The sequence below is a fragment of the Bradyrhizobium sp. CCBAU 051011 genome, from assembly GCF_009930815.1.
Classification (GTDB): domain Bacteria; phylum Pseudomonadota; class Alphaproteobacteria; order Rhizobiales; family Xanthobacteraceae; genus Bradyrhizobium.
This window is the reverse complement of the sequence record NZ_CP022222.1, coordinates 8,710,242-8,734,899: the sequence shown is the minus strand read 5'-3', so window position 1 is coordinate 8,734,899 and position 24,658 is coordinate 8,710,242. Positions and strand designations below refer to the sequence as shown.

The 24,658-nt window shown below is 63.5% G+C and carries 19 protein-coding genes; 13 read left to right on the top strand and 6 right to left on the bottom strand.

Features of this window, described 5'->3' with window-relative positions; genetic code table 11:
• Positions 1-286: 286 nt before the first annotated feature.
• A complete protein-coding gene (locus tag ACH79_RS41060) occupies positions 287-1,303 on the top strand; it encodes a fatty acid desaturase (protein ID WP_161855839.1) in 1,017 nt (338 codons plus the stop codon).
• 164 nt (positions 1,304-1,467) lie between these two features.
• Here the strand turns inward: ACH79_RS41060 and ACH79_RS41055 are convergent, their stop codons facing one another.
• From ACH79_RS41055 to galE, 3 genes are all read right to left on the bottom strand, one after another.
• Complete coding sequence (locus ACH79_RS41055) at positions 1,468-2,169, bottom strand: fumarylacetoacetate hydrolase family protein (RefSeq protein WP_161855838.1); 702 nt, start codon at positions 2,167-2,169, stop codon at positions 1,468-1,470.
• Between the two features lie 46 nt (positions 2,170-2,215).
• Positions 2,216-4,036 (bottom strand): ABC transporter ATP-binding protein, encoded by a 1,821-nt coding sequence (locus tag ACH79_RS41050; RefSeq protein ID WP_161855837.1) that lies wholly within the window; start codon positions 4,034-4,036, stop codon positions 2,216-2,218.
• Between the two features lie 103 nt (positions 4,037-4,139).
• Positions 4,140-5,153 carry a UDP-glucose 4-epimerase GalE gene (gene galE, locus ACH79_RS41045; RefSeq protein ID WP_161855836.1) on the bottom strand — a complete coding sequence of 338 codons (1,014 nt, stop codon included), beginning with the start codon at positions 5,151-5,153 and terminating at the stop codon, positions 4,140-4,142.
• 128 nt (positions 5,154-5,281) lie between these two features.
• On the opposite strand from galE, the gene ACH79_RS41040 reads away from it, so the two are divergent.
• A complete protein-coding gene (locus ACH79_RS41040; RefSeq protein WP_161855835.1) occupies positions 5,282-6,328 on the top strand; it encodes a glycosyltransferase family 4 protein in 1,047 nt (348 codons plus the stop codon).
• Here the strand turns inward: ACH79_RS41040 and waaF are convergent.
• Complete coding sequence (gene waaF, locus ACH79_RS41035) at positions 6,310-7,374, bottom strand: lipopolysaccharide heptosyltransferase II (RefSeq protein ID WP_161855834.1); 1,065 nt, start codon at positions 7,372-7,374, stop codon at positions 6,310-6,312. The genes ACH79_RS41040 and waaF overlap by 19 nt on opposite strands.
• A 163-nt stretch (positions 7,375-7,537) precedes the next feature.
• Here waaF and rfaD point away from each other — a divergent pair, with 163 nt between their 5' ends.
• The 6 genes from rfaD to ACH79_RS41005 all read left to right on the top strand — a co-directional run bounded on the left by rfaD (position 7,538) and on the right by ACH79_RS41005 (position 15,855).
• On the top strand, positions 7,538-8,515 hold the full coding sequence (gene rfaD, locus ACH79_RS41030) for an ADP-glyceromanno-heptose 6-epimerase (RefSeq protein ID WP_161855833.1): 978 nt from the start codon (positions 7,538-7,540) through the stop codon (positions 8,513-8,515).
• A gap of 19 nt (positions 8,516-8,534) precedes the next feature.
• Entirely contained in the window at positions 8,535-10,007 is a 1,473-nt protein-coding gene (rfaE1, locus tag ACH79_RS41025) for a D-glycero-beta-D-manno-heptose-7-phosphate kinase (RefSeq protein ID WP_161855832.1), read from the top strand.
• 23 nt (positions 10,008-10,030) lie between these two features.
• Positions 10,031-11,293, top strand: a complete 1,263-nt coding sequence (locus ACH79_RS41020) for an O-antigen ligase (RefSeq protein WP_161856826.1) — start codon at positions 10,031-10,033, stop codon at positions 11,291-11,293.
• An 86-nt stretch (positions 11,294-11,379) separates the two neighbouring features.
• Positions 11,380-12,597, top strand: coding sequence for an O-antigen ligase (locus tag ACH79_RS41015; protein ID WP_161856825.1), 1,218 nt, complete (start codon positions 11,380-11,382; stop codon positions 12,595-12,597).
• 88 nt (positions 12,598-12,685) lie between these two features.
• The gene (locus ACH79_RS41010) at positions 12,686-14,602 is read left to right on the top strand and encodes an SDR family NAD(P)-dependent oxidoreductase (protein ID WP_161855831.1); all 1,917 of its coding nucleotides are present in this window, start codon (positions 12,686-12,688) and stop codon (positions 14,600-14,602) included.
• Positions 14,603-14,649: 47 nt separating this feature from the next.
• The gene (locus tag ACH79_RS41005) at positions 14,650-15,855 is read left to right on the top strand and encodes a glycosyltransferase family 4 protein (protein WP_161855830.1); all 1,206 of its coding nucleotides are present in this window, start codon (positions 14,650-14,652) and stop codon (positions 15,853-15,855) included.
• Here ACH79_RS41005 and ACH79_RS41000 read toward each other — a convergent pair.
• Together ACH79_RS41000 and ACH79_RS40995 are read right to left on the bottom strand one after the other, a co-directional pair.
• Positions 15,852-16,874: a glycosyltransferase family 4 protein gene (locus ACH79_RS41000; protein WP_161855829.1), complete on the bottom strand. Its 1,023-nt coding sequence runs from the start codon at positions 16,872-16,874 to the stop codon at positions 15,852-15,854. The genes ACH79_RS41005 and ACH79_RS41000 overlap by 4 nt on opposite strands.
• Positions 16,875-16,901: 27 nt before the next feature.
• Positions 16,902-17,861: a lysylphosphatidylglycerol synthase transmembrane domain-containing protein gene (locus ACH79_RS40995; RefSeq protein WP_161856824.1), complete on the bottom strand. Its 960-nt coding sequence runs from the start codon at positions 17,859-17,861 to the stop codon at positions 16,902-16,904.
• 180 nt (positions 17,862-18,041) lie between these two features.
• Here ACH79_RS40995 and ACH79_RS40990 point away from each other — a divergent pair, with 180 nt between their 5' ends.
• From ACH79_RS40990 to murJ, 5 genes are all read left to right on the top strand, one after another.
• Positions 18,042-19,031 (top strand): NAD-dependent epimerase, encoded by a 990-nt coding sequence (locus tag ACH79_RS40990; RefSeq protein WP_161855828.1) that lies wholly within the window; start codon positions 18,042-18,044, stop codon positions 19,029-19,031.
• A gap of 6 nt (positions 19,032-19,037) precedes the next feature.
• Positions 19,038-20,450 carry a mannose-1-phosphate guanylyltransferase/mannose-6-phosphate isomerase gene (locus ACH79_RS40985; RefSeq protein WP_161855827.1) on the top strand — a complete coding sequence of 471 codons (1,413 nt, stop codon included), beginning with the start codon at positions 19,038-19,040 and terminating at the stop codon, positions 20,448-20,450.
• 153 nt (positions 20,451-20,603) lie between these two features.
• Positions 20,604-21,620, top strand: coding sequence for a Gfo/Idh/MocA family protein (locus tag ACH79_RS40980; protein WP_161855826.1), 1,017 nt, complete (start codon positions 20,604-20,606; stop codon positions 21,618-21,620).
• A 27-nt stretch (positions 21,621-21,647) separates the two neighbouring features.
• Complete coding sequence (locus ACH79_RS40975; protein ID WP_161855825.1) at positions 21,648-22,799, top strand: DegT/DnrJ/EryC1/StrS aminotransferase family protein; 1,152 nt, start codon at positions 21,648-21,650, stop codon at positions 22,797-22,799.
• A gap of 36 nt (positions 22,800-22,835) precedes the next feature.
• Positions 22,836-24,377 (top strand): murein biosynthesis integral membrane protein MurJ, encoded by a 1,542-nt coding sequence (gene murJ, locus ACH79_RS40970; protein WP_161855824.1) that lies wholly within the window; start codon positions 22,836-22,838, stop codon positions 24,375-24,377.
• Positions 24,378-24,658 lie beyond the last annotated feature (281 nt).

Here is a 24,658-nt window from a genome sequence, read left to right as displayed (position 1 = left end):
CGCATGTTCAAAATTGACCAAAGGGGACTCCGGGAGCGCGGCGTTGCAGTCCTTGACGCCACCCCAATTCGTGTCCATATGCGGTAATCGACACTTGGCCGAACGACTGGGCCGCTTTGCCTTGCGCTACTGACAGGCACGCACGTTTCAGACCCTTCTCCCAAAATCGATCAATCGTCGAAGTTGCCGATCCCTCGGTGCTTCGATCTTCCGTGCACTGTCAGAAGGAGATATCTCCGTGCATAAGAGAGCTGCGCAGCCCTCTAACAGGCAAGACGGCCCTGGCTTGCTTCAGCCTGCCCATGGCGGCGATGACGTCCCCGACGCTCGACGCTGGAAGCGCATTTTGGACGACTACAGCACCCCAAATCGGCTGCGCAGCGTTAGCGAGTTGGCGATCACGGCTTTGCCACTCACAATGCTGTGGACCGCGGCCTGGTTCACGTTTTCCCTCGGCTATGCTTGGGCTTCATTACTGATTGCGATTCCGGCTGCCGGCTTTCTCGTACGCCTGTTCATGATCCAGCACGACTGTGGTCATGGCACCTTTTTCGCCAGCCGTCTGGCAAATGACTGGGTCGGCCGCGTCATCGGCGTGCTCACGCTCACGCCCTACGACTGTTGGCGCCGCATGCATGCGACGCATCATGCCACCACCGGCAACCTCGATCGCCGCGGTATCGGCGATCTCGATACGCTGACAGTGCGCGAATATCGCGCCCTTTCCTGGTGGGGTCGTCTGAAATACCGTCTTTACCGACACCCGCTGATCATGTTCGGGGTCGGACCAGCCTACCTGTTTCTTTTGCAGCAGAGGCTTCCCGTTGGCCTCATGCGCAATGGTTGGCAGCCCTGGGCCAGTACAATGGCAACCAATCTCGCGATTGCCGTCATCGTAGCTGTTCTCACATGGTTTATCGGCATCAAGGCGTTCCTGCTCGTGCACCTTCCGATCATACTTCTCGCCGCCACGGCCGGCGTATGGCTGTTCTACGTGCAGCATCAGTTTGAGCACACGAGTTGGGAGCGCGACGAGAGCTGGAACCTGCATCAAGCCGCTCTGCACGGCAGCTCACATTACGAACTGCCGGCGCTGCTACGCTGGTTCACGGCCAATATCGGTATTCATCACGTGCATCACCTCTCCAGCCGTATTCCCTATTACCGGCTGCCGCGTGTGCTGCGCGACCACCCTGAACTGCGCGACGTCGGCCGCATCACGCTCCTGCAGAGCTTCCGATGTGTGCGGCTTGTGTTATGGGACGAGGCGCGGCGCCGCCTGGTGTCGTTCCGCGAAATCTGAACCCGGGACTTTCAGGAAGCAGCGCCAAATCTAGCGGCACCATCGCGATAGCGGTCGCGGAGCGCGTAGGTGGGGTATCGCTGCGCTGCGCCCATCCTACGCATCAACAAAAAGCCCCGGACAGGTCCGGGGCTTTTCATTCGTGAGAACTTGCAGGCGGCGGTCTATTCCGGCTTGCCGATATTGACCTTCAGCGTGCCGACGCCGTCGACGCCGCACTCGAGCTTGTCGCCGGGCTGGAGCTGGGAGACGCCGGCCGGCGTGCCCGTCATGATGATGTCGCCAGCGGCGAGTTTGACCTGCTGTGAGAGCTGCCAGATGATTTCGGGCACGTTCCAGATCAGCTCGGTGAGATCGCCTTTCTGCGCTTCCTTGCCGTTCACCGTCAGCCAGATCTTGCCCTTGGTGGGATGGCCGATCTTGGAAGCCGGCTGGATCGCGGAGCAGGGCGCAGAATAGTCGAACGACTTTCCGACTTCCCACGGCCGCTCCTTCTTGCGCGAGGCGATCTGCAGGTCGCGGCGGGTGAGGTCGATGCCGACGGCGTAGCCATAGACATGGTCGAGCGCCTTATCGGTGGGAATGTTGAGGCCGCCGCTCTTCATGGCGACGATCAACTCGACCTCGTGATGCAGGTCCTTGGTCAGCGGCGGATAAGGAATCGTGGCGCCGTCGGGCACCAGCATGTCGGCGTGCTTGCCGAAGAAGAACGGCGGCGCGCGCTCGTCATTGCCCATCTCGCGGATGTGCTCGAGATAGTTGCGGCCGACGCACCAGATGCGGCGCACCGGATAGGTGCCGGTCTCGCCGACGACGGGAAGGGTGGGCTGCGGAATTGCGGGAATGACGTAAGAGGCTGCGTTCATGAAAAAGGTCTCGGATGGTTACAGGTGGAAATCCGGCGGGTCGCTTTTACGCGGTTGCGCTGACTGGCGCCAGACTGGGATGGCCGGCATCGCGCTGCTGCAGGCGGAAGAAGGAAGCATAGCGGCCGCCGCGGCGCAGCAAATCGTCATGCTGGCCGCGCTCCACGATCTCGCCGGCCTCGACCACCAGGATGGCGTCGGCATGCATGATGGTGTGGAGGCGATGGGCGATCACGATGGTGGTACGGTTCCGGCAGAGATGTTCGATCGCCTCCTGCACCGCTTTTTCAGATTCCGAATCCAGCGCCGCGGTGGCCTCATCCAGGAGAATGATCGGTGCGTTCTTGAGCAGCGCCCGGGCGACTGCGATGCGCTGGCGCTGACCACCGGAGAGCTGCGTGCCGTGCTCGCCGACCGGGGTGTCGTAGCCGAGCGGAAAGCCCATGATGAAATCATGCGCGCAGGCGGCCTTCGCCGCCGCCACGATCTCTTCCTGCGTGGCGTCCGGCTTGCCGAAGGCGATGTTGGCGCCGATGGTGTCGCGGAACAGATAGACGTCCTGCCCGACATAGCCGGTCTGTCGCCGCAGCGACTGCCGCGACACGCCCGCGATCGCCTGGCCGTCGATCAGGATTTCGCCCTGCTTCACTTCATAGAGTCGCAGCAATAACGCCAGCACCGTGGATTTGCCGCCGCCGGAAGGGCCGACCAGGGCGGTGGTCTTGCCGGGCTCGGCAACGAAGCTCACGTTCTTCAGCACCGGCTCGTCAAGCCGGTAGGAGAAACTGACGTCGCGGAACTCGACCCGCGCGTTCGACAGCTTCAGCGCCGGCTTGTCGTTGTCGGCAGGCTCGCTCGCCGGGCTGTCGACGATTTCGAGCAGCATGCGCGCGCCGACCAACTGGCTGTTGAGGTCGATGTTGAGGCGCGCCAGCCGCTTGGCCGGTTCGGTCGCCAGCAGGAACGCCGTCATGAAGGAGAAAAACTGTCCGGGCGTGGCGCCGAGCGCCACCACGCTGTAGCCGCCATAGAGCAGGCAGCCGGCGACGGCGAAACCGCCGAGCATTTCCATCAACGGATTGGAGCGGTTGGAGACCCGCGCCATCTTGTTGGCGTTGCGCTCGACGGCGGCGATGTTCTCGTCGATGCGCCGCTGCATGGTGTCTTCCAGCGTGAACGCCTTCACCGTGCGGATTCCCTGCAGCGATTCCTGCATGGTCTCCATGATGTCGGCGCTGCCGGTGAACTGGTTGTGCGCGAGGCCCTTGATGCGCTTCACCAGCTTGCGCAGGATCAGCATCGCCGGCGGCACCACCACAAGTCCGATAAACGATAAAACCGGATCCTGCGTCACCATCACGAATATCAGGCTGACCAGCAGCATTACGTCGCGTCCGACGGCATTGATCAGCAGCGTCAGGACATCGGTGATGGATTTTGCGCCCGACGTCAGCCGCGCCAGGAATTCGGAGGAATGCCGTTCGGAATAGAAGCCGATGCTCTCGCTCATCAGCTTGGCAAACAGCCGCCGCTGGTTGTTGGCGAGAATGGCGTTGCTGATCTTCGACAGGATCACGGTGTGGCCGTAGGTCGCCAGACCCTTGATGAACAGCAGCACCACGGTGACGCCGGAGAGAATGGCGATGCCGAGGACGTTCTTGTCGATATAGGCCTGGTTGATCACCTGCCCGAGGATATAGGCGGAGCCCGCCGTGGCGCCGGCGGCCACCCCCATCAGCGCGAACGCGGTCAGATAGCGCCGCCAGTAGACGAAGCCCTGTTCCATGACGAGGCGGCGAATCAGGATCGCCGCGCCGTAGGGATCGTCGGTAATTTTTCTTGTCGGTTTGCTTGGAAGTTCGGTCATCCGCGTTCCATCGACGGCGCCGGGCGAACCGGCGCGTCAGGGCTCGTGCGATGCCTCCTTGCCTGCTTAACAGGGCTTTTTCAAGCCCTATAAGTGCTTGATTTCACGCCGATTGCGCGTGCTGCGGAAGGCCGCCGCGCTCGCTGAACAGCTTCTTTTCCCAGGTCAGCGCATGGCCCGCGATGGTCTCGAGATTGTCGTATTGCGGCGTCCAGTCGAGCATGGCGCGGATGCGGCTGGTATCGGCGACCATGGTCATGATGTCGCCGGGACGGCGCGGCGCGTATTGAACCGCGAAATTGCGCATCGAGACGCGGCGCACGGCCTCGATGGTCTCCAGTACCGAATAGCCTCGGCCGTAACCGCAGTTCAGCGTGATCGAATTTCCGCCGTCGCGCAGGTATGACAGCGCAGCGCGATGGGCCTGCGCGAGATCGCTGACATGGATGAAGTCGCGGATGCAGCTTCCATCCGGCGTCGGATAGTCGGTTCCGTAGACGTCGACCTTGGCGCGCTGCCCGGTTGCGGCTTCGACCGCGATCTTGAGCAGATGCGTCGCGCCGACGGTAGAAAGCCCGCAGCGGACCTGCGGATCGGCGCCTGCGACGTTGAAATAGCGCAACACGACGTACTTCATGTCGTGTGCGCTGGCGACGTCATGAAGCATGATTTCGGTCATCAGCTTGGAAGAGCCGTACGGCGACATCGGCCGCGTCGGCGCATGCTCCGATACCGGCACCTGGTCCGGATTGCCGTAGACCGCAGCCGTCGACGAGAAGATGAAGCGGTTGACGCCGCCCTTGACCGCGGCATTCAGGAGGCTGCGGGTCGTCACGGTGTTGTTGCGGTAATAGCCGAGCGGATCGCGCATCGAATCCGGCACCACGACCGAGCCTGCGAAATGAATGATGCTCTCGACGCGGTGCTGGGCGATCACGCCCTCGACAAGATTTTCGTCGCCGGCGTCGCCGATGAACAGCGGCACGGGCCGCGGCAGGAAGGCGGAAAAACCGGTCGACAGGTTGTCGATCACGACGACGCTTTCGCCGGCATCCACCAGCGCATGAACCATATGACTTCCGATATAGCCGGCGCCGCCGGTGACGAGCACGGTCATAGGCCACCTCTCCCGATTTATTTGGTGACGATGCTAGCGGGGCTGCGGTGAAGAGGGGGTTTCGGCGGGGGCGAACTGGCCACTATGCTTAATGTTGCGTATAGGAACCTTCCCAACCGGAGCCGGACGTGCCGAGCGAGAACAATTTGGCCAGTGATCTGCAACTGATCGTGCCGAATCTGCACAGGCGCTATTCCGGCGTTACCGCCACCAACCGGATGGTGGCGCCGGTACTCGCCACAATGTACCGCGCGGCATGGCTGGGTCCGCACGCGCCCGACGGCATCGCGCGGATGGGTTTTGCGGATCTGTTGAAACTGTGGCGTCGCCGCACCTCCCTGATCTGGCATGCGCGGCGCAATGACGAGATGATCGCGGGGCTGTTGCTGCGCGCGCTCGGCTGGCCGCTGAAACTGGTCTTTACGTCCGCCGCACAGCGGCATCACAAGCGGCTGACGCGCTGGCTGATCCGGCAGATGGACGCCGTCATCGCGACATCAGAACTGTCGGCATCGTTTCTCAAGCGCGAGGCAACGGTGGTAATGCACGGCGTCGATACGATGCGCTACGCGCCGCCGGCCGATCGCGCGGTGGCATTTGCGGAGGCAAAACTGCCGGGACGTTACGCCATCGGCTGCTTCGGCCGGGTGCGTGCGCAAAAGGGTACGGATGTTTTCGTCGAGGCGATGTGCCGGCTGTTGCCGCGCTATCCGGATTTCACCGCCGTCATCGTCGGCGCGGTGGTCCCGGAGCAGCAGGGTTTTGCCGACGGCTTGAAACGACAGATCGACGCCGCCGGCCTGCAATCGCGCATCGTCATCACCGGCGAGCTCGAAATCGAGCAAGTGCAGCGCTGGTATCAGCGGCTGACGATCTACGCCTTCACCTCGCGCAACGAAGGCTTTGGCCTGACGCTGATCGAGGCGATGTCATCGGGCGCGGCGCTGGTGGCGGCGCGCGCGGGCGCAGCGCAGTTCGTGGTCGAGGACGGCGTGACCGGCGTGCTGACGCCGCCGGGCGATGCCGATGCGCTGGTGGCGGCGCTCGAGCCCTTGATGCGCGATCCGGCAGCGGCGATTGCGATGGGCGAGCGCGCACGAAAGCGCGTCATTGAAAAATTCAGCCTGGAGGCGGAAGCGAACGCGATCGCCGCGGTTTATCGGGCGCTTGATTGAGCCATCACGCGCTGCGCGATGTCGGCCACCTCGGACGCTGCGATGTCGCGCATGCAGCGGTGGTCGTTCATGGTGCAGACGGTGCGCTGGCAGGGTTGGCAGGACAGCTTCGATTTGGTCTGCAGCACCGTCGCGGCAAGGCCGTTCAACGGCGCCCAGAGATAGGGGCTGGTGGGACCGAAAATGCCCATGGTCGGCGTGCCGATCGCGGCCGCGATGTGCATCAGGCCGGAATCGTTGGAGATCGCAACGCTCGCCGCTGCCATCGCCAGAACGCCGTTGCGCAAATCAGTGCCGGTGAGGTCGCGCGCCCTGCCGCCGGTGGCGGAGACGATTTCCTGCGCTAGTGCCTTCTCGCCGGGACCGCCGACCACCCAGACGTCGAGACCGCGTTCGATCAGGAGCCGCGCGGCTTCCGGATAATAGGTCCATCGTTTTGAAGCCCCGACGGAGCCGGGGCCCAGCGCCACGGCAGGACCCATACCGAGCCCATTCGTCTGCCGCCAGCGGGCGGCTTCCTCCGGCGGAATCACGAGCTGCGGTACCGGCCATTCCGGCGGCAACGGCGCGCCTGATGGCAGCGCCAGTGCGGCGTTCTTGTCGATGAAGCGGGGCAGGGCCTTTTCGCCCCAGCGCATCCGGTTGATCAGCCCGAATCGCACCTCGCCAAAAAAGCCGACCCGTTCGGGGATCCCGGCGAGCGCCGGAGCAATCGCCGCCTTCCAGGTGCGGGGCAGGACGAGGGCGGTTCCATAGTTGCGGGCGCGGAGTTCAGCGGCCAGCCCCCTCTGCTTGGCGATGGCAAGCCGGCTACGGGGCAGGTCCCAGACGATCCCGGCACGGACGCCCGGCATGTAATCGATCAGGGGCGCGCACAGGGGGGTGACCAGCAGGTCGACCGGACGGTTCGGCCAGCGTTGTTTCAGGACCCGCACGACCGTGTGGCCGCGAACGAAGTCGCCAATCCACATATAGGGGACGATCAGGATCGGCCTGGTGTCGGCGGCATCCTCCAGTTCGATTTCATGTGATGAATTTAAATTCATATCTTGACTGGTGCGCCGCTAACCGATTACGGCACCGTCGGTAACCGCTCCGCATCAGTAGGTAAAGCCGGTCGATGGCCTTTGCTTCGGCCAGAGAAGCAAAGTTGCCTGCCGCCTGGGAGTGGGGCAAAGCTTTCGCCGAACAATCGAGGCAGGGGATGGCATGTTGCTGGTGACCGGGGGTGCCGGTTTTATCGGGTCGAACGTCGTGGCGGCGTTGAATGACGCCGGCCGGGACGTGGCCGTATGCGACATGCTCGGGCACGACGGCAAATGGCGCAACCTGGCCAAGCGCCGGCTCGCCGATCTCGTGCCGCCCGCGGAACTGATGGACTGGCTGAAGGGCCGCCGGCTGGAGGCGATCATCCATCTCGGCGCCATCTCCGAGACCACGGCGACCGACGGCGATCTGGTGATCGAGACCAATTTCCGCCTGTCGATGCGGCTCCTGGACTGGTGCACGGCGAATGCCACGCCGCTGATTTACGCGTCCTCGGCCGCCACCTATGGCGACGGCAGCAGCGGCTTTGGCGACGACGCGTCCATGGATGCGCTGAAGAAGCTGCGGCCGATGAATCTCTACGGCTGGAGCAAGCATCTGTTCGACATGGTGGTGGCGGAGCGCGCCGCGCGCGGCGAACGGCTGCCGCCGCAATGGGCCGGGTTGAAGTTCTTCAACGTGTTCGGCCCCAACGAGTATCACAAGGGCACGATGATGAGCGTGCTGGCGCGGCGCTTCGACGACATCAAGACCGGGCGTCCCGTGCAACTGTTCAAATCCCATCGCGAAGGAATCGCCGACGGCGACCAGCGGCGCGACTTCATCTATGTCGACGACGTCGTGCGGGTGACGATGTGGCTGCTGTCGACGCCTGATGTGAGCGGCATCTTCAACGTCGGCACCGGCACCGCGCGCAGCTTCCGCGACCTGATGCTGTCGGCCTATGCCGCGCTCGGCATCACGCCGAACATCCAGTATATCGACATGCCGGAGCAGATCCGGGGCAGCTATCAGTACTTCACCCAGAGCGAAGTCGATCGGCTGCTGCGCGCCGGGTATAATGGCGGCTTCACTGCGCTGGAAGACGCGGTCGAGACCTATGTGAAGGCCTTTCTCGACCGCGCCGATCGCTTTCGCTGACGGGCTTTAAGGTGGACAGATGTTCGATTTCGAAGCCCTGAGCCAGGCGATCCCGCGTCAGACCGTGCTCTGCGTCGGCGACCTCATGCTCGACGAATTCGTTTATGGCGAGGTGTCGCGCGTTTCGCCGGAAGCGCCGGCGCCCGTGATCGCCGTCCAGCGCAGCGAGACCAATGTCGGCGGCGCCGGCAACGTCGCGCGCAACATCGCTTCTCTCGGTGCGCGCTGCATCTTCGTCGGCCTGATCGGCGAGGACGAGGCCGGCGCGAAGCTGAAAGTCGATCTGGCGCGGGAGAAGCTCATCGAGGCGGTGCTGGTCTCCGATTCCTCGCGCCCGACGACGCGCAAGGTGCGCTTCGTTTCCGAGCATTTTTCCACCCACATGCTGCGCGCGGATTGGGAACTGTCCGTGCCGGCCGCGGCCGATGTCGAGCAAAAGCTGATCGATGCGATCCTGCCGCAGGTCGCGCGCGCCGATATCGTGCTGCTGTCCGACTACGCCAAGGGCGTGCTGACGGCGCGTGTCATCCGCAACATCATCGATGCCGCGAAGAAGCTCGGCAAGCGCGTGATTGTCGATCCCAAGAGCGCCAATTTCGCGATCTATCGCGGCGCCACGCTGCTGACGCCCAACCGCAAGGAGTTCGCGGAAGCCACCCGCAGCCGTGCCGACAGCGACCAGAACATTGCCGGCGCGGCGCAGGACGCGATGGTTCTCGCCGATTGCGAGGCGATGCTGGTGACGCAAAGCGAGCACGGCATGACGCTGGTGGTGCGCGGCGGCGAGGCGATCCACGTGCCGGCGCTGCCGGTCAAGGTGCGCGACGTCTCGGGCGCGGGCGATACCGTCGCCGCGGCGCTGGCGCTGACGCTCGCGGCCAGGGCGGATTGGGAGACGGCGCTCAGGATGGCGAACGCGGCGGCGGCCGTCGCGGTCGGTAAGAAGGGGACCGCTACCGTGACGCCGGCGGAACTGCGGCGGAAAATCCTGCCGCATGCCTCGCTGGCGGCGGAGGAAAAAATCGTCGCTGCCGGCGGCGATCTCGATTCGCATCTTTTGGACTGGCGCAGGCAGGGGCTGCGCATCGGCTTCACCAATGGCTGCTTCGACATTCTGCATCCCGGCCACGTCAAGGTGCTGACGGCCGCGCGCGGCGCCTGCGACCGCCTGATCGTCGGCCTCAACAGCGATGCCTCGGTGAAGCGGCTGAAGGGCGAGGGGCGCCCGGTGCAGGACGAGCGGGCGCGCGCCGAAGTGCTGGCGGCGCTGGAGGCGGTCGATCTCGTCGCGATCTTCGAAGAGGACACGCCGATCGAACTGATTACGAAGGTGAGGCCAAGCGTGCTGGTCAAGGGCGGCGACTACACCCGCGAGCAGGTCGTCGGCCACGAGATCGTCGAGGCTACCGGCGGCGAGGTGATGCTCGTCGACATTCTGCCAGGCCACAGCACGACGTCGCTGGTCGGCCGCGCACGGGGAGACAATGCGTGAGCGTTAGTGCTGTGGTGCCACCGATGTCCCTGGTGCGACGATATTGGCGTGACCGCGCGCTGTGGATGACGATCGCGGATATCTTCGCCATTCTGGCCGCGTTTGCGTTGCCCTGGTCGACGACGGTGTTGGCGATCTTCGTGCTCTGCTGGCTCGGCGCCGTGGCCTGGGTGATGGACTGGCGGGCCTACGGGCGTTTGCTGAAACAGCCGATCTGCTACTTGCCGCTCGCACTGGTCGGTCTGGCCGCCGTTGGTACGTTATGGGCGGACGCGACGTGGAGCGTGCGGCTTGCCGCCATCAGTCCAGCCCTCAAGCTCCTGGTGCTGCCGGCGCTGTTCTATCATTTCGAGCGATCGTCGCGGGGGATGTGGGTCTTTATCGCATTCCTGGTGTCCTGCGCTCTGCTGATGCTAATGTCGTGGCTGATCGCGATTTATCCAAGCCTCTCGCTCAAACCAGGTGAAGATGCGTATCGCGGCATCTTTGTCAAAAACTACATCGACCAGAGTCAGGAGTTTGCACTCTGCGCGATCGCGCTGATCTATCCGATCGTCAGTCTGCTGCGGGTGAAGAAGATGCGGCAAGCATTGGTGCTGTGCGCAGTTTCGCTCGGTTTCATCGCAAACATGGCGTTCGTAGTCGTCTCCCGGACCGCCATCGTTACAATGCCGATCATGCTGGCGGTGTTTGCGCTGCTTCACCTGAGGCGACGCACCAGTTTGATCATCATCGGCGTAATGATCGCTCTCGTGGGTGTCCTTTGGTTCACCACGACCGACTTGCGCTGGGGCCCCAAGAGATTTCTCAGGGATTATCAGCTCTACAAGACGGAACAAACTGTGACATCGATTGGGCTTCGGCTCGAGTTCTGGCAAAAATCGGTGCGGTTCTTTTCGGAGGCGCCGGTCTTCGGTCACGGAACAGGCTCGCTGCGCGGACTCTTCGAGCGGGCTGCGACCAACTACTCCGAATCGCCTGCTGGCTCGGTTATAAGCAATCCTCATAATCAGACGCTCAATGTCGCCGTGCAGTGGGGCGTCATAGGGGTGATACTGTTGTATGCGACGTGGCTGTCGCATCTGTTGCTGTTCCGCGGCAACGGCCTCGTTTCCTGGATCGGGTTGCTGGTCGTCGTACAGAACATGTTCACCTCTCTGTTTAACTCGCATCTGTTCGACTTTCACGAGGGATGGATGTACGTGCTCGGTGTCGGCGTTGCCGGCGGCATGACCCTCGCGGCCAAACAACGCAGTGAGAAAGCGGATCCGGTGACGCGACCATGAGTGTCGACGGTGAGCGCGGGGAGCCGCGCTCGATCAGTTGGATTTTTTCTCGGATATTTGCGTTCCGCCACGATCCGGCGGCGCGGATGCTGAACGTTGACCTGATTGCGGTCGCGGTTGCCGTCCTGCTGCCGTGGTCGACCAGCGGCGTCGGTATCGGCATGACGATATGGTTTTTCGCCCACGTCGCGGTGATCGAATGGCGCCCGTTCCTGCGCTCGTTGCTGCGGCCGATTTGTGCGCTTCCGATTGCACTTGTGGCTTTGGCCGCGATCGGAACCCTCTGGTCGGATGCGCCCTGGAACGCACGCACCTACGCTTTGAGTCCGGCGACAAAGCTGCTCTTTTTGCCGTTCCTGCTCTATCATTTCGAACGCTCGACGCGCGGCATGTGGGTATTCGTCGGCTTCCTGGTTTCCTGCGCGCTGCTGGTGCCGGTATCCTGGCTGGTGCTGCTCGAACCATCCTTCACGCTCAAGGAGGACGATGCGGAGCGGGGCATTTTCGTCAAGAACTACATCGACCAGAGCCAGGAATTCGTGCTGTGCACGGTCGTGCTCGCTTTCCCCATCATCACATTGCTGCGAGACGGGAAAATCAGACAGGCATTGTTGCTGACCGCGGTCGCGGCCAGTTTCATCCTCAACATGGCGTTTGTCATCGTGTCGCGCACGGCGCTGGTCACGCTGCCGATCATGCTTGCCGTGTTCGCGATGGCGCATTTGAGGTGGCGGACCAACATGCTGCTGTTCATAGCCGCAGTCGTGCTCGGCGCGCTGGCCTGGACCTTATCGCCGCAATTGCAGGCGACCACCGACAAATTCTCGCGGGATTACCGCATCTATAAGGAATTCAATCAGCCAACGTCGATCGGGCTGCGATTGGAATTCTGGGAGAAGTCGTTGCGGTTCTTTGCCGAGGCGCCGGTGATCGGCCACGGCACGGGATCGACCCGACGGTTGTTCGAGGCGGCGGCAACCGGGCCTGCGGCGCTGGCGCAGGGGGCGGTGATCGGGAACCCGCATAACCAGACCCTCAACGTCGCGGTCCAGTGGGGTGCTGTCGGGGTCGTGATCCTGTACGCAATGTGGTTTTTTCACTTCTCGTTGTTTCGCGGCGAGGGGCTAGCGGCCTGGATCGGGCTGATGGTGGTGCTGCAGAACGTATTCAGTTCGCTGTTCAACTCGCATCTGTTCGATTTTCACGAGGGGTGGATGTATGTGCTCGGCGTCGGGGTAGCTGGCGGCATGGTGCTTCGCGCCAGATCCGAGGCCGCCGAATCTTCCGGAACAGCCCGGGCATGATCGCTGGCATGCGCGCCGGAGATAAGATATCAGCGGGCGAGGGGACGCGCCTCGCGAATCCCGATCGTTCCCGCATCCGGCCATTGGAATGACGCCTCTTTCGCAACTGACCCGCCGCAATTTCCTGATCGCAGCGCATGATGGGCTGGCGACGGCGCTTGCGCTGCTGGCGAGCTTCTACCTGCGCTTCGAGGGCGGCGAGGCCTTCTATGCCCGCCTGCCGCTGTTGCTGCGCATCCTGCCGCTGTTCGTCATCTTCAGCGTCGTGATCTGTTACGTCTTCAACCTGACGACGACGAAATGGCGTTTCATTTCGCTTCCCGATGCGCTGAACATCCTGCGGGTGGCGAGCGTCCTGGCGGTCGCGCTCATCGTGCTGGACTATGCGTTCATCTTCGGGGCATCGAACGGCAAGGCGCCGGTGCTGTTCGGCCGCATCACCATCGTTCTTTACTGGTTTCTCCAGATATTCGCGCTGAGCGCGCTCCGTTTCGGCTACCGCTATTTCCGTTACACGCGGGTTCGCCGCCATGCCCGGACCGAAGGCGCGTCGCCGACCCTTTTGATCGGACGCGCCGCCGACGCGGAGGTGCTGCTGCGCGCGATCGAGAGCGGCGCCGTCAAGCAGCTTTGGCCGGTCGGCGTGCTGTCGCCGTCGGCTGCAGACCGCGGGCAATCGATCCGCAACGTCCCGGTGCTCGGCGGCATCGATGACGTCGAGGACGTGATCCGCGACTATGCCCGCCGCGGAAAGCCGATTGCGCGGCTCGTGATGACGCCGTCGGCGTTCGAACCCGAGGCGCATCCCGAAGCGGTTCTGATGCGTGCCAAGCGGCTCGGCCTGTTCGTCAGCCGCCTGCCGTCGCTCGAAAGCGGCGACGTGCCGAGATTGACCAACGTCGCCGTCGAAGACCTCCTTCTGCGGCCGAGCGAGAAGATCGATTACGCGCGGCTTGAAACGCTGGTGAAGGGCAAGGCGGTGATCGTCACCGGCGGCGGTGGCTCGATCGGTTCGGAGATATGCGACCGTGTCGCGACCTTCGGCGCCGCGCGGCTGTTGGTGATCGAACATTCGGAACCGGCGCTCTACGCGGTGACGGAGGCGCTGACGGCGCGCGCGGCCAACGCCGTGATCGAAGGCCGGATCGCCGATATCCGCGATCGCGACCGGATCATGAACCTGATGCGGGAATTCAGGCCCGATATCGTGTTCCATGCCGCTGCGCTGAAGCACGTGCCGATCCTCGAGCGCGACTGGAGCGAGGGCGTCAAGACCAACATTTTCGGATCGGTCAACGTCGCCGACGCGGCGATGGCGGCGGGCGCGACCGCGATGGTGATGATCTCGACCGACAAGGCGATCGAACCGGTCTCGATGCTCGGCCTGACCAAGCGCTTTGCCGAAATGTATTGCCAGGCGCTCGACCATGACCTGATGACGCAATCGGCGGGCAAGCCGCACATGCGCCTGATCTCGGTGCGGTTCGGCAACGTGCTGGCCTCGAACGGCTCGGTGGTGCCGAAATTCAAGGCGCAGATCGAGGCCGGCGGCCCGGTCACGGTGACGCATCCGGACATGGTCCGCTACTTCATGACCATCCGCGAAGCCTGCGATCTCGTGCTGACCGCGGCGACGCATGCGCTGACGCCGGCACGGCCCGACGTCTCGGTCTACGTCCTCAACATGGGACAGCCGGTCAAGATCGTGGAACTTGCCGAGCGGATGATCCGCCTGTCTGGCCTCGAGCCCGGCGTCGATGTCGAGGTGGTGTTCACCGGCATGCGGCCGGGCGAGCGGCTGAACGAGATCCTGTTCGCCAGCGAGGAGCCGACGGTAGAGATCGGGGTCGCCGGCATCATGGCGGCCAAGCCGAACGAGCCGCCGATGCAGACCTTGCGCAAATGGATCGCGGCGCTGGAGGATGCGATTGCGCGGGATGACCGTTCCACCATCCGCGCGGTGCTCAAGGACGCCGTGCCCGAGTTCGGCTCGAACGCCGCCTGATCTTTTTTCGGTGTCCGCCGGCCATGCGGGCCGGTTCGAAAGCCAAGATGCAGAGTTACGGAAAAGTCGTCGTCGTCAGCCAGCATTATCCGCCGGATCCGAGCACGACGGCGGCGATCATGGCATCGATTTCGCAACGCGTGGCGCAGGAGGCCGACGTTCTGGTGCTGTCGGGCACGGCAGGCTCCGCGACATCGGCGCAAACGGGCGAGCCGGAGGTCGTCGAAGCCAGGAGCTGGATGCCGGCAAAGGGCGCGCTAGGAAAGCGAGCAGTGGCCGAATTGCTGTTCACGGTCCGGATGTTTTTCGTGCTGTTGGCGAGGCTCAAGCGCGGCGACGTCACGCTTACGGTTCCCGCGCCCTTCATGTTGCCTTACGCCTTTGCCGCGGCGTCTAAATTGAAAGGCGCGAAGTCGGTGCTGATCATGCACGATCTCTATCCCGACGTTCTCGTCATGGCTGGCCTGTTGAAGCCGCAGTCGATCGTGGCGAAAGCGATGCGCGCCCTGAACGCGCCGATGTTTCGCGCGCTCGACGCCGTCGTCATCATCGGCCGCGACACGGAAAAACTGTTGCTGCGCTATGGCGGAATGACCAGCGACAAGATCCGCTTCATTCCGAACTGGGCGACGCTTGCACGTGGCGTCCGCGCGGTCGAACCTGGCAATCCGTATCGCCGTTCGTTGTCCGCCCGCTTTGTCGTCGGGCTTTCGGGCAATCTCGGTTTCACCCACGACCCCGTGATCGTGTTCGAGGCCGCCCGGTTACTGCGGGACGATAGGGATATCCATTTCCTCTTATCGGGCTGGGGGGTCGGCTTCGACCAGTTGAAGGCGATGCAGGCGGAGGCGAAACTTCCGAACGTCACCCTGGTCGAGCGCGTCGAGGACGATGAGTTGGAGATTTTTCTCTCGGCCGCGGACGTCTGGATCATTCCCTACCGCAAGAACGTCGCCGGCGTATCGGTGCCGAGCCGGTTCTACAATCTGCTGGCAATCGGCCGTCCGGTGATCCTGGTTTCGGAAGCCGATGCCGAGGCGGCGCTGACGGTGACCGAGCACGATATCGGCTGGGTCGTCGAACCCGGCAACGCCGACGAACTGGCGGAAATGGTCGGTCGCGCTGTCCGTTCCATCGATCCGCAGCGGGCCGAACGCGCGGCTGAAATCTCCAAACGTTTCGATTTTGAGATCGCCATGACCGAGTATTGCGGCCTGATCCGCGAGTTGGCGCAGAAGAAGCCGAGCTATTAGCCGATAGACGGCGCGCGGCGCGAGAAGCGGCGCATCAGAAACGCCGTGGCGACAGCTCCCGCAACAAGAAGCAGGCCGGAGATCGCGGGCGAAGACGTCATCACCGAGCCGATCGCCAATGCGGCCAACAGAATGTTGAGCGCGAATACCTCGCGCACCACGCCCGATACTGAAAATCCGTTGTCGGTGGCGCGCTGATAGAAGTGGCTGCGATGCGCCGCCCAGAACGGCTCGCCCCTCGCGATGCGCCGCAGCAGGGTAATGGTGGCGTCGGCGAGATAATAGAGCGGCAACAGCAGCGCTGCTGCCACTTGCTGATGCCAGGCCAGCTGCAGCAGGCACCAGCCGGCGAGCAGGCCGATCGGCAGGCTGCCGACATCGCCGAGAAAGATTTTCGCCACCGGCCGGTTGAAAGGCGCAAAGCCGAGCATCGCTCCGAACAGGGCTGCTGCGGCGACCGTTGTCGACGCCGGAAGATCGCCGAACCAGCCGAGCAGGACCAGCGCGGCGGTGACTGGCACGATTTCGGCGACCGTCATCAGATCGAGCCCGTCCATGAAGTTGACGAGGTTGACGAACCACAGGCCTGCGAGCAACAGCAGGCCGCGCTCGAGCCAGAACGGGCAGGCGGGAACGATCCGAAGGCTTTCGGGCGCGGCAACGATCACCGCTGCGACGGCAAGTCCCTGCAGCAACAGCCGCGGCAGGACCTGGAGGGGTTTGACGTCATCGGCAAAGCCGACGGCCGCGATGAACAGCGTAGCGCCGAATATCGCGATGGGAATTTTCATGTCTGCTGCGCCGGCAAGTGCAATGACGGCGGTCGCCGCGATCAGCGTGGCCGCGATGACAGCGATGCCGCCGCCTTGCGGCGTCGATATGCGATGGGAAGAACGCGCATTTGGTTTCGCCAGCGCTATTCGCACCATGAGCGGTCGGATCGCCCAGGTCAGGATGCCCGACAACAGCGCCGCCGGGACCGCTGCGGCAAACGACAGCACTAATTGCGAATTGGCCATTCTACCCGCGCGGAAGTTATTCGGAGATTATTTGGGAACCTCGATCGGCGCCGTGCCCTGCGCGGCTTTCTCGGCGCTCAATATCCAGACCAGCCCGCCGATCAGACCGACGATGAAGGACACCGCGCCATAGAGCAGCGAGATGTTGACGCCCTCATTGGCCATCAGGCCGGCATAGCCGAACGCCAGCCCCATGGTGGCCTCGCGGACGCCCCAGCCGGCAATCGAGATCGGCAGCATGGTGATCAGCATGACGGGTGGAACGAGCTGGAAGATCTGGCTGAACACCACCGGCGCTGCGATCGATTGCACCACGCACCAGGCGATGACGACGGCGAGCACGTGCACCAATAGCGACAGCACCGCGACCTTCGGGCCGTGGGTAGGGCTGAACAGCACGCGGTTGGCGATCACCGAGCAGGCGTGGATGTGGTGGGTGCCCCACCAGTGCTTCAGCCACGGCCATTTGAGCCTGCCGAGCAGGAGAAATCCGAGGCCGCCGGCAAGCGCTGCGAAATCGACGAACAAGAGCGCCGACCTGCCGTGCGGATCGGTGATCAGACGGTAGCTCCAGGGCAGGCTCGCGACGATGACCACCGCGAGCGCGATCAGGCCAATGGCGCGGTCGACGAAGATGGAATAGGTCGCAGCCCGCCAGCCATGACCGCTGCGCGCCACCAGCCACAGCCTGACCGCATCACCGCCGATCGAGGAGGGCAGCGTCTGGTTGAAGAAGGTTCCGATCACGTTGAAGCGCATCGCCTGCCGGGTCGGCAGCGGCGCACCGCACTCGGCGCTGATCTCGCGCCATCGCAGCACGCCGATGAAGATCTGCAGGAACGTCACCGCGATCGCTACACCGATCCAGCCCAGGCTGGAAACGTCGATGCGAGCGGCGAGGTCGGCAAGGTCGACCTTGCGCAGCGAGAAATACAGCAGCGCCGCCGAGACCAGTATCTTTAATGTCGAAAGCAGGATACGGCGCATCTCGCCCATGCCGGGTTTGAGAAGGGGGGTGCAAAGCGATGCAATTCGGCGCCTTGGTATGGTTTTCGAGCCGTTCTGGCAATAGCGGGGCTGGTAGGTGTTGCGGCGGCCTCGGCAACGCGGGTAAAAAGGCTCGGGGACAGAAATTTCAGCCGTTGAGCGGTGCCCCCGAGGGATATGATGCCGGATCAATCCATTTTGGTCACTGGAGCTGCGGGTTTCATCGGCTTTCACGTCGCTCGCCGGCTGCTTGCCGAGGGCCGCGCCGTCATCGGCCTCGACAATCTCAACGACTATTATGATCCGGCGCTGAAACGGGCGCGGCTGGATATCCTGCGCGGTGAGCAGGGCTTTGCATTCGAGCAGGTCGACCTCGCTGATCGCGCCGCCATGGAACGCCTGTTCGCCAAGCACCGCTTTGCAAGGGTGGTGCATCTCGCGGCGCAGGCCGGCGTGCGGTATTCGATTGACCGGCCGCATGCCTATGTCGACGCCAACCTTGCGGGCTTCGTCAATGTGCTGGAAGGTTGCCGGCATCACGGATGCGGCCATCTGATCTATGCGTCGTCCTCGTCGGTCTACGGCGCGAATACGAAACTACCGTTTTCGGTAGACGATAAGACCGACCATCCGGTCAGCCTCTACGCCGCTACAAAGAAGGCCAATGAGCTGATCGCGCATTCCTACAGCCATCTCTATCGCCTTCCGGCGACCGGCCTGCGGTTCTTTACCATCTATGGGCGGTGGGGCCGTCCTGACATGGCGATTTACCTCTTTACCAAGGCGATCGTGGAGGGCACCCCGATCAGGCTCTTTAACCATGGCCGGATGCGGCGCGACTTTACCCATATCGACGACGCGGCGCGCGTCGTAGTGCAACTGGTCGACCAGGCCCCGCGCGACGGCGGCCCGGTCGCCGGTGCGCCAGCACGAATTTACAATGTCGGCAACAATCATCCGGAAGAGCTGACCCATGTGGTAGCGGTTCTGGAGCGGGAACTGGGGCGCGCGGCGGTCCGGGAGATGCTACCGATGCAGCCTGGAGATGTGACCGAGACCTTTGCCGACGTCGCGGAACTGATGCGCGACACCGGCTTCAGGCCGCAGACTTCGATCGAGGACGGGCTTCGCGATTTTGTCGCGTGGTACCGTGACTACTACAGGATTTGAGGCCCGATGACCCGACGAATTATTCCCCTGATCATGTGCGGCGGAGCAGGAACGCGGCTGTGGCCGGCCTCGCGTGAGGTACACCCCAAGCAGTTCCTGTGTCTGTTCGGGGAGCGCTCGACGTTCCAGGACACGCTGTTGCGGGTTTCGGACGCTGATCTGTTCGAGCGGCCCGTCATCATCACCAACAACGCCTATCGCTTCATGGTGCTCGAGCAACTGGCGGAGATCGGGCTCGAGGCAGACGTACTGCTCGAACCGATGCGGCGCGATTCCGGTCCGGCGATTGCGGCCGGCGCCGCCTTTGCAGAGGCGCGCGGCAAGGACGCGATCGTGCTGGCGCTCGCCGCCGATCACGTGGTTCGCGACACGCCAGCTTTCGTTGCCGCCTGTCGCGAGGGGCTGGCCGCGGCGGAAGCCGGCCACATCGTGACGTTCGGCGTGCAGCCCGAACGCGCCGCCACTGAATATGGTTACATCAATCCCGGCGAGGTGATTTCCGGCAAGGTTCGCGCAGTCGCGAAATTCGTCGAGAAGCCGGATACGGCAACGGCGGCGGGTTATGTCGAGGCAGGCTATCTCTGGAACAGCGGCAACTTCATGTTCCGCGCTGCCGTGCTGTCGGACGAATATCGCAAGGTCGACGCGGAAAGCGTCCAGGCCGTCACCGATGCGGTGGCGAAGGCGGGCACCGACCTCGGCTTCGTCAAGCTCGATGAGGCCGCGTTCGGTTCAGCGAAGTCGATCTCGATCGACTATGCGGTGATGGAAAAGACCGCGCGCACCGCCGTCGTGCCGGTCGCATGCGGCTGGTCCGATGTCGGCTCCTGGCATGCGGTGTGGGAATTGTCCGGCAAGGACGGCGAGGGTAACGCGGCGCGCGGTGCAGCCGTGTTCGAGGATTCGCGCAACTGCAACGTTTCGACCGACCGCGCGCTGGTCGCGCTGGAAGGTGTCGACGATCTCGTGGTGGTCGCAACGCAAGATGCCGTGCTGGTCTCCAGGCAAAAGGACTCCAACGGCCTGAAGCGGCTGGTCGCGAAATTGAAGACGGTGGCGCCGCAGGTGACCGAAGATCACATCCGGGTGCATCGGCCCTGGGGCTCCTATCAGTCGGTCGACAATGGCGACCGTCATCAGGTCAAGCGCATCATCGTCAAGCCGGGCGGGCGGTTGTCGCTGCAGAAGCATCATCATCGGTCCGAGCACTGGATTGTGGTGCGCGGCGCGGCGCAGGTAACCGTCAACGAGTTGGTCAAGACCGTGCACGAGAACGAATCGATCTACATCCCGATCGGCGCGGTGCACCGGCTGGAAAATCCCGGCAAGATCCAGCTCGAACTGATCGAGGTCCAGACCGGCAGCTATTTGGGCGAGGACGACATCATCCGCATCGAGGACGACTACAAGCGCAGTTGAGCGGAGACCGTAATTCTACCGGTCCTGCGGTTGTAACTGTTTGAATCAAAACGTGTCCGAAAACCGCCAATCGCATTCGCCACGTCTGTGACGGCGTGCTAGAGAACCGCCGGGGAAAGTTCCAGCGCCGAATCTGCTTGGGGTCTACAAATCATGAGTTCCAAAGGGTCCGCTTCCGACGCGAAGACCGGTGAAAAACGCGGCTTGCGTGTAGGCGTCGTCGGCGCGGGCGTGATGGGCAGCAACCATGCCCGTGTGCTGGCCGGCCTGCCCGGCGTGACGCTGGTCGGTATCGTCGATCCCTTGCCTGAACACCGCGCGCGCGCCACTGCGCTTGCCGGCTGCCGCGCCTTCGCCGAGCTCGACGAACTGTTCGACGAGGGCGTCGATGCCGTGACGATCGCGGCGCCGACCCATCTGCATCACGAGATTGCGCTGGCCTGCATCACCCGCAACATCCATCTCCTGGTCGAGAAACCCGTCGCCTCGACGGTGGAAGAGGGGCGGGACATCGTCGATGCGGCGAAGAGCGCCGGCGTGACGCTGATGGTCGGCCATGTCGAGCGCTTCAACCCCGCGGTCGCGGCGATCAAGCAGGCGATCTCGGGCGAGGATATTCTGTCGATCGGCATCACCCGCGTCGGGCCGTTTCCGCCGCGCATGTCCAATGTCGGCGTCGTCATCGATCTTGCCGTTCACGATATCGACCTGATCCGCTGGTTCACCGAGTCCGATATCGTCGAGGTGCAGCCGCAGCTTTCCAGCGCGGTTGCCGAGCGCGAGGACATCGCTCTCCTGCAATTCCGCACCGCCTCCGGCGTGCTCGCCCACATCAACACCAACTGGCTGACGCCGTTCAAGGCGCGCAGCGTCACGGTGGCGACCCGCGGCAAATATGTGATGGGCGACCTCCTGACGCGGCAGGTGACCGAGTGTTTCGGCTTCAAGCCCGACGGCAGCTATTCGATGCGCCATCTGCCGGTCGGCCATGACGAACCGCTGCGCGCCGAGCTGATCGCATTCCTCGATGCCGTCCGCACCGGCAATGTACCGGCGGTGTCCGGCGATGAGGGCGTCGCCAGTCTCGAGATCGCCATCCGCTGTCTCGAACAGCCCGCCAAGCCCGCGGCCTCCGCCGTGCGCAAGGGACCGCGCCGCGTCGTCGGCTGACCTCACTCCGAATTCCTGCAAGGCTCCATGAACCAGCACATGCGCCCAGAACCCGTTCCTTTCTATGATCTCGCGTCGCAACGCCGGCGGCTCGGCACATCGATCGATGAGGCGATGGCGCGGGTGACGAGCCATTGCCTCTTCATCAACGGTCCGGAAGTCGCCGTGCTGGAGAAGGCGCTGGCGGATTTCTGCGGCGCCAGGCATGTCGTGAGCTGCGCGAGCGGCACCGACGCGCTGCTGATGGTGCTGATGGCGAGGGAGGTCGGCCCGGGCGACGCCGTCTTCTGCCCCTCGTTCACGTTCTGCGCGACCGGCGAAGCGGTGGCGCTGACCGGTGCGACGCCGGTGTTCGTCGATGTCGATGAAGCAACATTCAACATGGATGCAGCTTCGCTCAAGCGTGGGGTCGCGACGGCCAGGCAGCGTGGCCTGAAGCCGCGGGCGGTAATCCCCGTCGACCTGTTCGGCCAAAGCGCCGACCATGATGCGATCGCAGCGGTGGCGAAGGCCGAGGGCCTGTTCGTGCTCGACGACGCCGCGCAGGGGTTTGGCGCGAGCTACAAGGGCCGCCGGATCGGTTCGTTGGGACTTGCGACCGCGACCAGCTTCTTCCCGACCAAACCGCTCGGCTGCTTCGGCGATGGCGGCGCCATCTTTACCGATGACGACGAGCTTGCCGAGACGCTGCGCAGCATCCGCGTCCACGGCCAGGGTTCGGACAAATACGACAATGTGCGTCTCGGCCTGACCGGACGTCTCGATACCCTGCAGGCGGCGGTCCTGATCGAGAAGCTGAAGATTTTCGAGGACGAGATCGCGGCCCGCAACCGCGTCGCGGAGCGTTATGCCCGCGGTCTCGGCAACGTCGTGACGGTGCCGCGCCTGGCCTCCGGATGCACATCGATCTGGGCGCAGTATACCATCCGCCTGCCGAAGGGGACCGATCGTGACGGCTTTGCGGCAGCGCTGAAGGCGCAGGGCGTTCCGACCATGGTCTATTATGCGAAATCGATGCATCAGCAGACCGCGTATAAGGGTTTCCCGGTAGTGGATGGCGGGCTGCCGGTGAGCGAACAGCTCTCCGACGACGTCATCAGCCTGCCGATTCACGCCTATCTCGACGAGGCGACGCAGGATCGTGTCATCGCGGCGGTGCGCGGCGCCCTTTCTGCCTGATTTCACCGTTTGACGAATATGCGCTAGAAGCGGCGCATGCTCGGACGCATCTTCACTGTCGGCGGTTACACGCTGCTTTCGCGGCTGACCGGATTCGCGCGCGACATCATGCTCGCCGCCATTCTCGGCGCGGGTCCAGTGGCGGACGCGTTTTTCGTGGCGTTGCGGCTGCCCAATCACTTTCGCGCGATTTTCGCCGAGGGCGCCTTCAACGCCGCCTTCGTGCCGGCCTATGCGCATCTGCACGGCAAGAGCGAAGCGTCGGCGCGGCTGTTCGCCGACCGCATCTTCACGCTGCTGTTTGGCGCGCAGGTCATCCTGCTCATCCTGGCCTGGGTGTTCATGCCGGAGGTGATCGCCATTCTCGCGCCGGGGTTCAAGGACGATCCGGCGCGCGGCGAACTGGCGATTTCGCTGACGCGGATCACGTTTCCGTATCTGCTGCTGATCACGCTGGTGACGCTGTATGGCGGCATGCTCAACGTGATGCATCGCTTCGCCAGCGCCGCCGCGGCGCCGATCTTCCTCAATCTGTCGATGATGGCGACGCTGGCGCTGGCCGCGTTCTTTCCGGGCGTGGGCTACGCCGCCGCCTGGGGCGTGCTGCTTGCCGGCGTCCTTGAATTCCTGCTGCTGGCCGGCGACGCGACAAAGAGCGGGATCCTGCCGAAATTCGCAATCCCGAGGCTCGACGAAGACGTGCGCGCGTTCTTTCGGGCGCTGGGGCCTGCGACCCTCGGCTCGATGGGAACGCAAATCGCACTGTTCGCCGACACCATTATCGCGACCTTTCTGCCGGCGGGCGCGCTTTCGGCGCTGTATTATGCGGACCGCCTCAATCAGTTGCCGATCGGCGTGATCGGGATCGCGATCGCCACCGTGCTGCTGCCGGAAATGTCGCGGCGCCTCTCCGCCAACGATGTCACCGGCGCCTCCGTCGCGCAGCGTCGGGCGTTCGAATTCTCGCTGTTGTTTTCGGTGCCGTTCGTTGCCGCGTTCCTGACCGTGCCTGATGTCATCATGCGCGCGATGTTTGCGCGCGGCGCGTTCTCGAAGGCGGATGCGGTCGCCGCGGGCGCCACATTGGCGGCTTACGCGATTGGGCTGATTCCATTCGTGACCATCCGCAGCGCGGTCGCGACCTTCTACGCCCGTCACGATACCGCGACGCCAGTCAAGGCGGCGCTGACCGGCGTTGCCGTCAACGTGGCGCTGAAGGTCGCGCTGATGGGTACGCTGGCGCAGATCGGCCTGGCGCTCGCCACCGCCATCGGCGCCTGGGTCAATCTCCTGCTGGTGCTGTTTTTTGCGGTGCGGGCCGGCTATCTCGAATTCGATCGCACCTGGATGACGTCTTTCGCCAAGTTCGCGGCTGCCGGTGTCGTGCTCGCCGCCGCATTGTGGGGCATCGCACGATTCGCGGCCGTCTATTTCGCGTCAATGCATACTTTCCGCGACGAGACCGCATTGTTGCTGCTGATTGTCGCTGGCGCGTTCGTTTATGGGGTTACCATCATTCTGCTGTTCGGCAGGGGATGGCTATTTGTGCTGGTCCGCGACCGCCAATCCCGGGGCTAAACTTCTGTGAATAAACGAAATTTTCTGGAAGTGACGCGGTGGCCGCGCTGACGCATTTTCGCGTCTGCTGACGGAAAAACGCCGGCATTGTGAGCCGGGCATCATCAAGTTTTCTTGTTGTGCAGGTGCGGAAAATCCGGCTGCTGGAATGGTGCTCGCCACCGAAAGCGGGGTTTGCGCTGGCTCGCGAACCGCTGCAATATAGAACGCTTCCAGGTGCGTGATCCGCAAGCGCGGATAGGGGTCTCTCCGAAAAGGATCATGCTCAAAACAAAAGTAAG

Bases quoted from the DNA above. Each gene is read 5' to 3' on its own strand.
- ACH79_RS41055 (WP_161855838.1), bottom strand. From the start codon at position 2,169: ATGAACGCAGCCTCTTACGTCATTCCCGCAATTCCGCAGCCCACCCTT.
- ACH79_RS41050 (WP_161855837.1), bottom strand. From the start codon at position 4,036: ATGACCGAACTTCCAAGCAAACCGACAAGAAAAATTACCGACGATCCC.
- galE (WP_161855836.1), bottom strand. From the start codon at position 5,153: ATGACCGTGCTCGTCACCGGCGGCGCCGGCTATATCGGAAGTCATATG.
- waaF (WP_161855834.1), bottom strand. From the start codon at position 7,374: ATGAATTTAAATTCATCACATGAAATCGAACTGGAGGATGCCGCCGAC.
- rfaD (WP_161855833.1), top strand. From the start codon at position 7,538: ATGTTGCTGGTGACCGGGGGTGCCGGTTTTATCGGGTCGAACGTCGTG.
- rfaE1 (WP_161855832.1), top strand. From the start codon at position 8,535: ATGTTCGATTTCGAAGCCCTGAGCCAGGCGATCCCGCGTCAGACCGTG.
- ACH79_RS41020 (WP_161856826.1), top strand. From the start codon at position 10,031: ATGTCCCTGGTGCGACGATATTGGCGTGACCGCGCGCTGTGGATGACG.
- ACH79_RS41015 (WP_161856825.1), top strand. From the start codon at position 11,380: ATGCTGAACGTTGACCTGATTGCGGTCGCGGTTGCCGTCCTGCTGCCG.
- ACH79_RS41010 (WP_161855831.1), top strand. From the start codon at position 12,686: ATGACGCCTCTTTCGCAACTGACCCGCCGCAATTTCCTGATCGCAGCG.
- ACH79_RS41005 (WP_161855830.1), top strand. From the start codon at position 14,650: ATGCAGAGTTACGGAAAAGTCGTCGTCGTCAGCCAGCATTATCCGCCG.
- ACH79_RS41000 (WP_161855829.1), bottom strand. From the start codon at position 16,874: ATGGCCAATTCGCAATTAGTGCTGTCGTTTGCCGCAGCGGTCCCGGCG.
- ACH79_RS40995 (WP_161856824.1), bottom strand. From the start codon at position 17,861: ATGCGCCGTATCCTGCTTTCGACATTAAAGATACTGGTCTCGGCGGCG.
- ACH79_RS40990 (WP_161855828.1), top strand. From the start codon at position 18,042: ATGCCGGATCAATCCATTTTGGTCACTGGAGCTGCGGGTTTCATCGGC.
- ACH79_RS40985 (WP_161855827.1), top strand. From the start codon at position 19,038: ATGACCCGACGAATTATTCCCCTGATCATGTGCGGCGGAGCAGGAACG.
- ACH79_RS40980 (WP_161855826.1), top strand. From the start codon at position 20,604: ATGAGTTCCAAAGGGTCCGCTTCCGACGCGAAGACCGGTGAAAAACGC.
- ACH79_RS40975 (WP_161855825.1), top strand. From the start codon at position 21,648: ATGAACCAGCACATGCGCCCAGAACCCGTTCCTTTCTATGATCTCGCG.
- murJ (WP_161855824.1), top strand. From the start codon at position 22,836: ATGCTCGGACGCATCTTCACTGTCGGCGGTTACACGCTGCTTTCGCGG.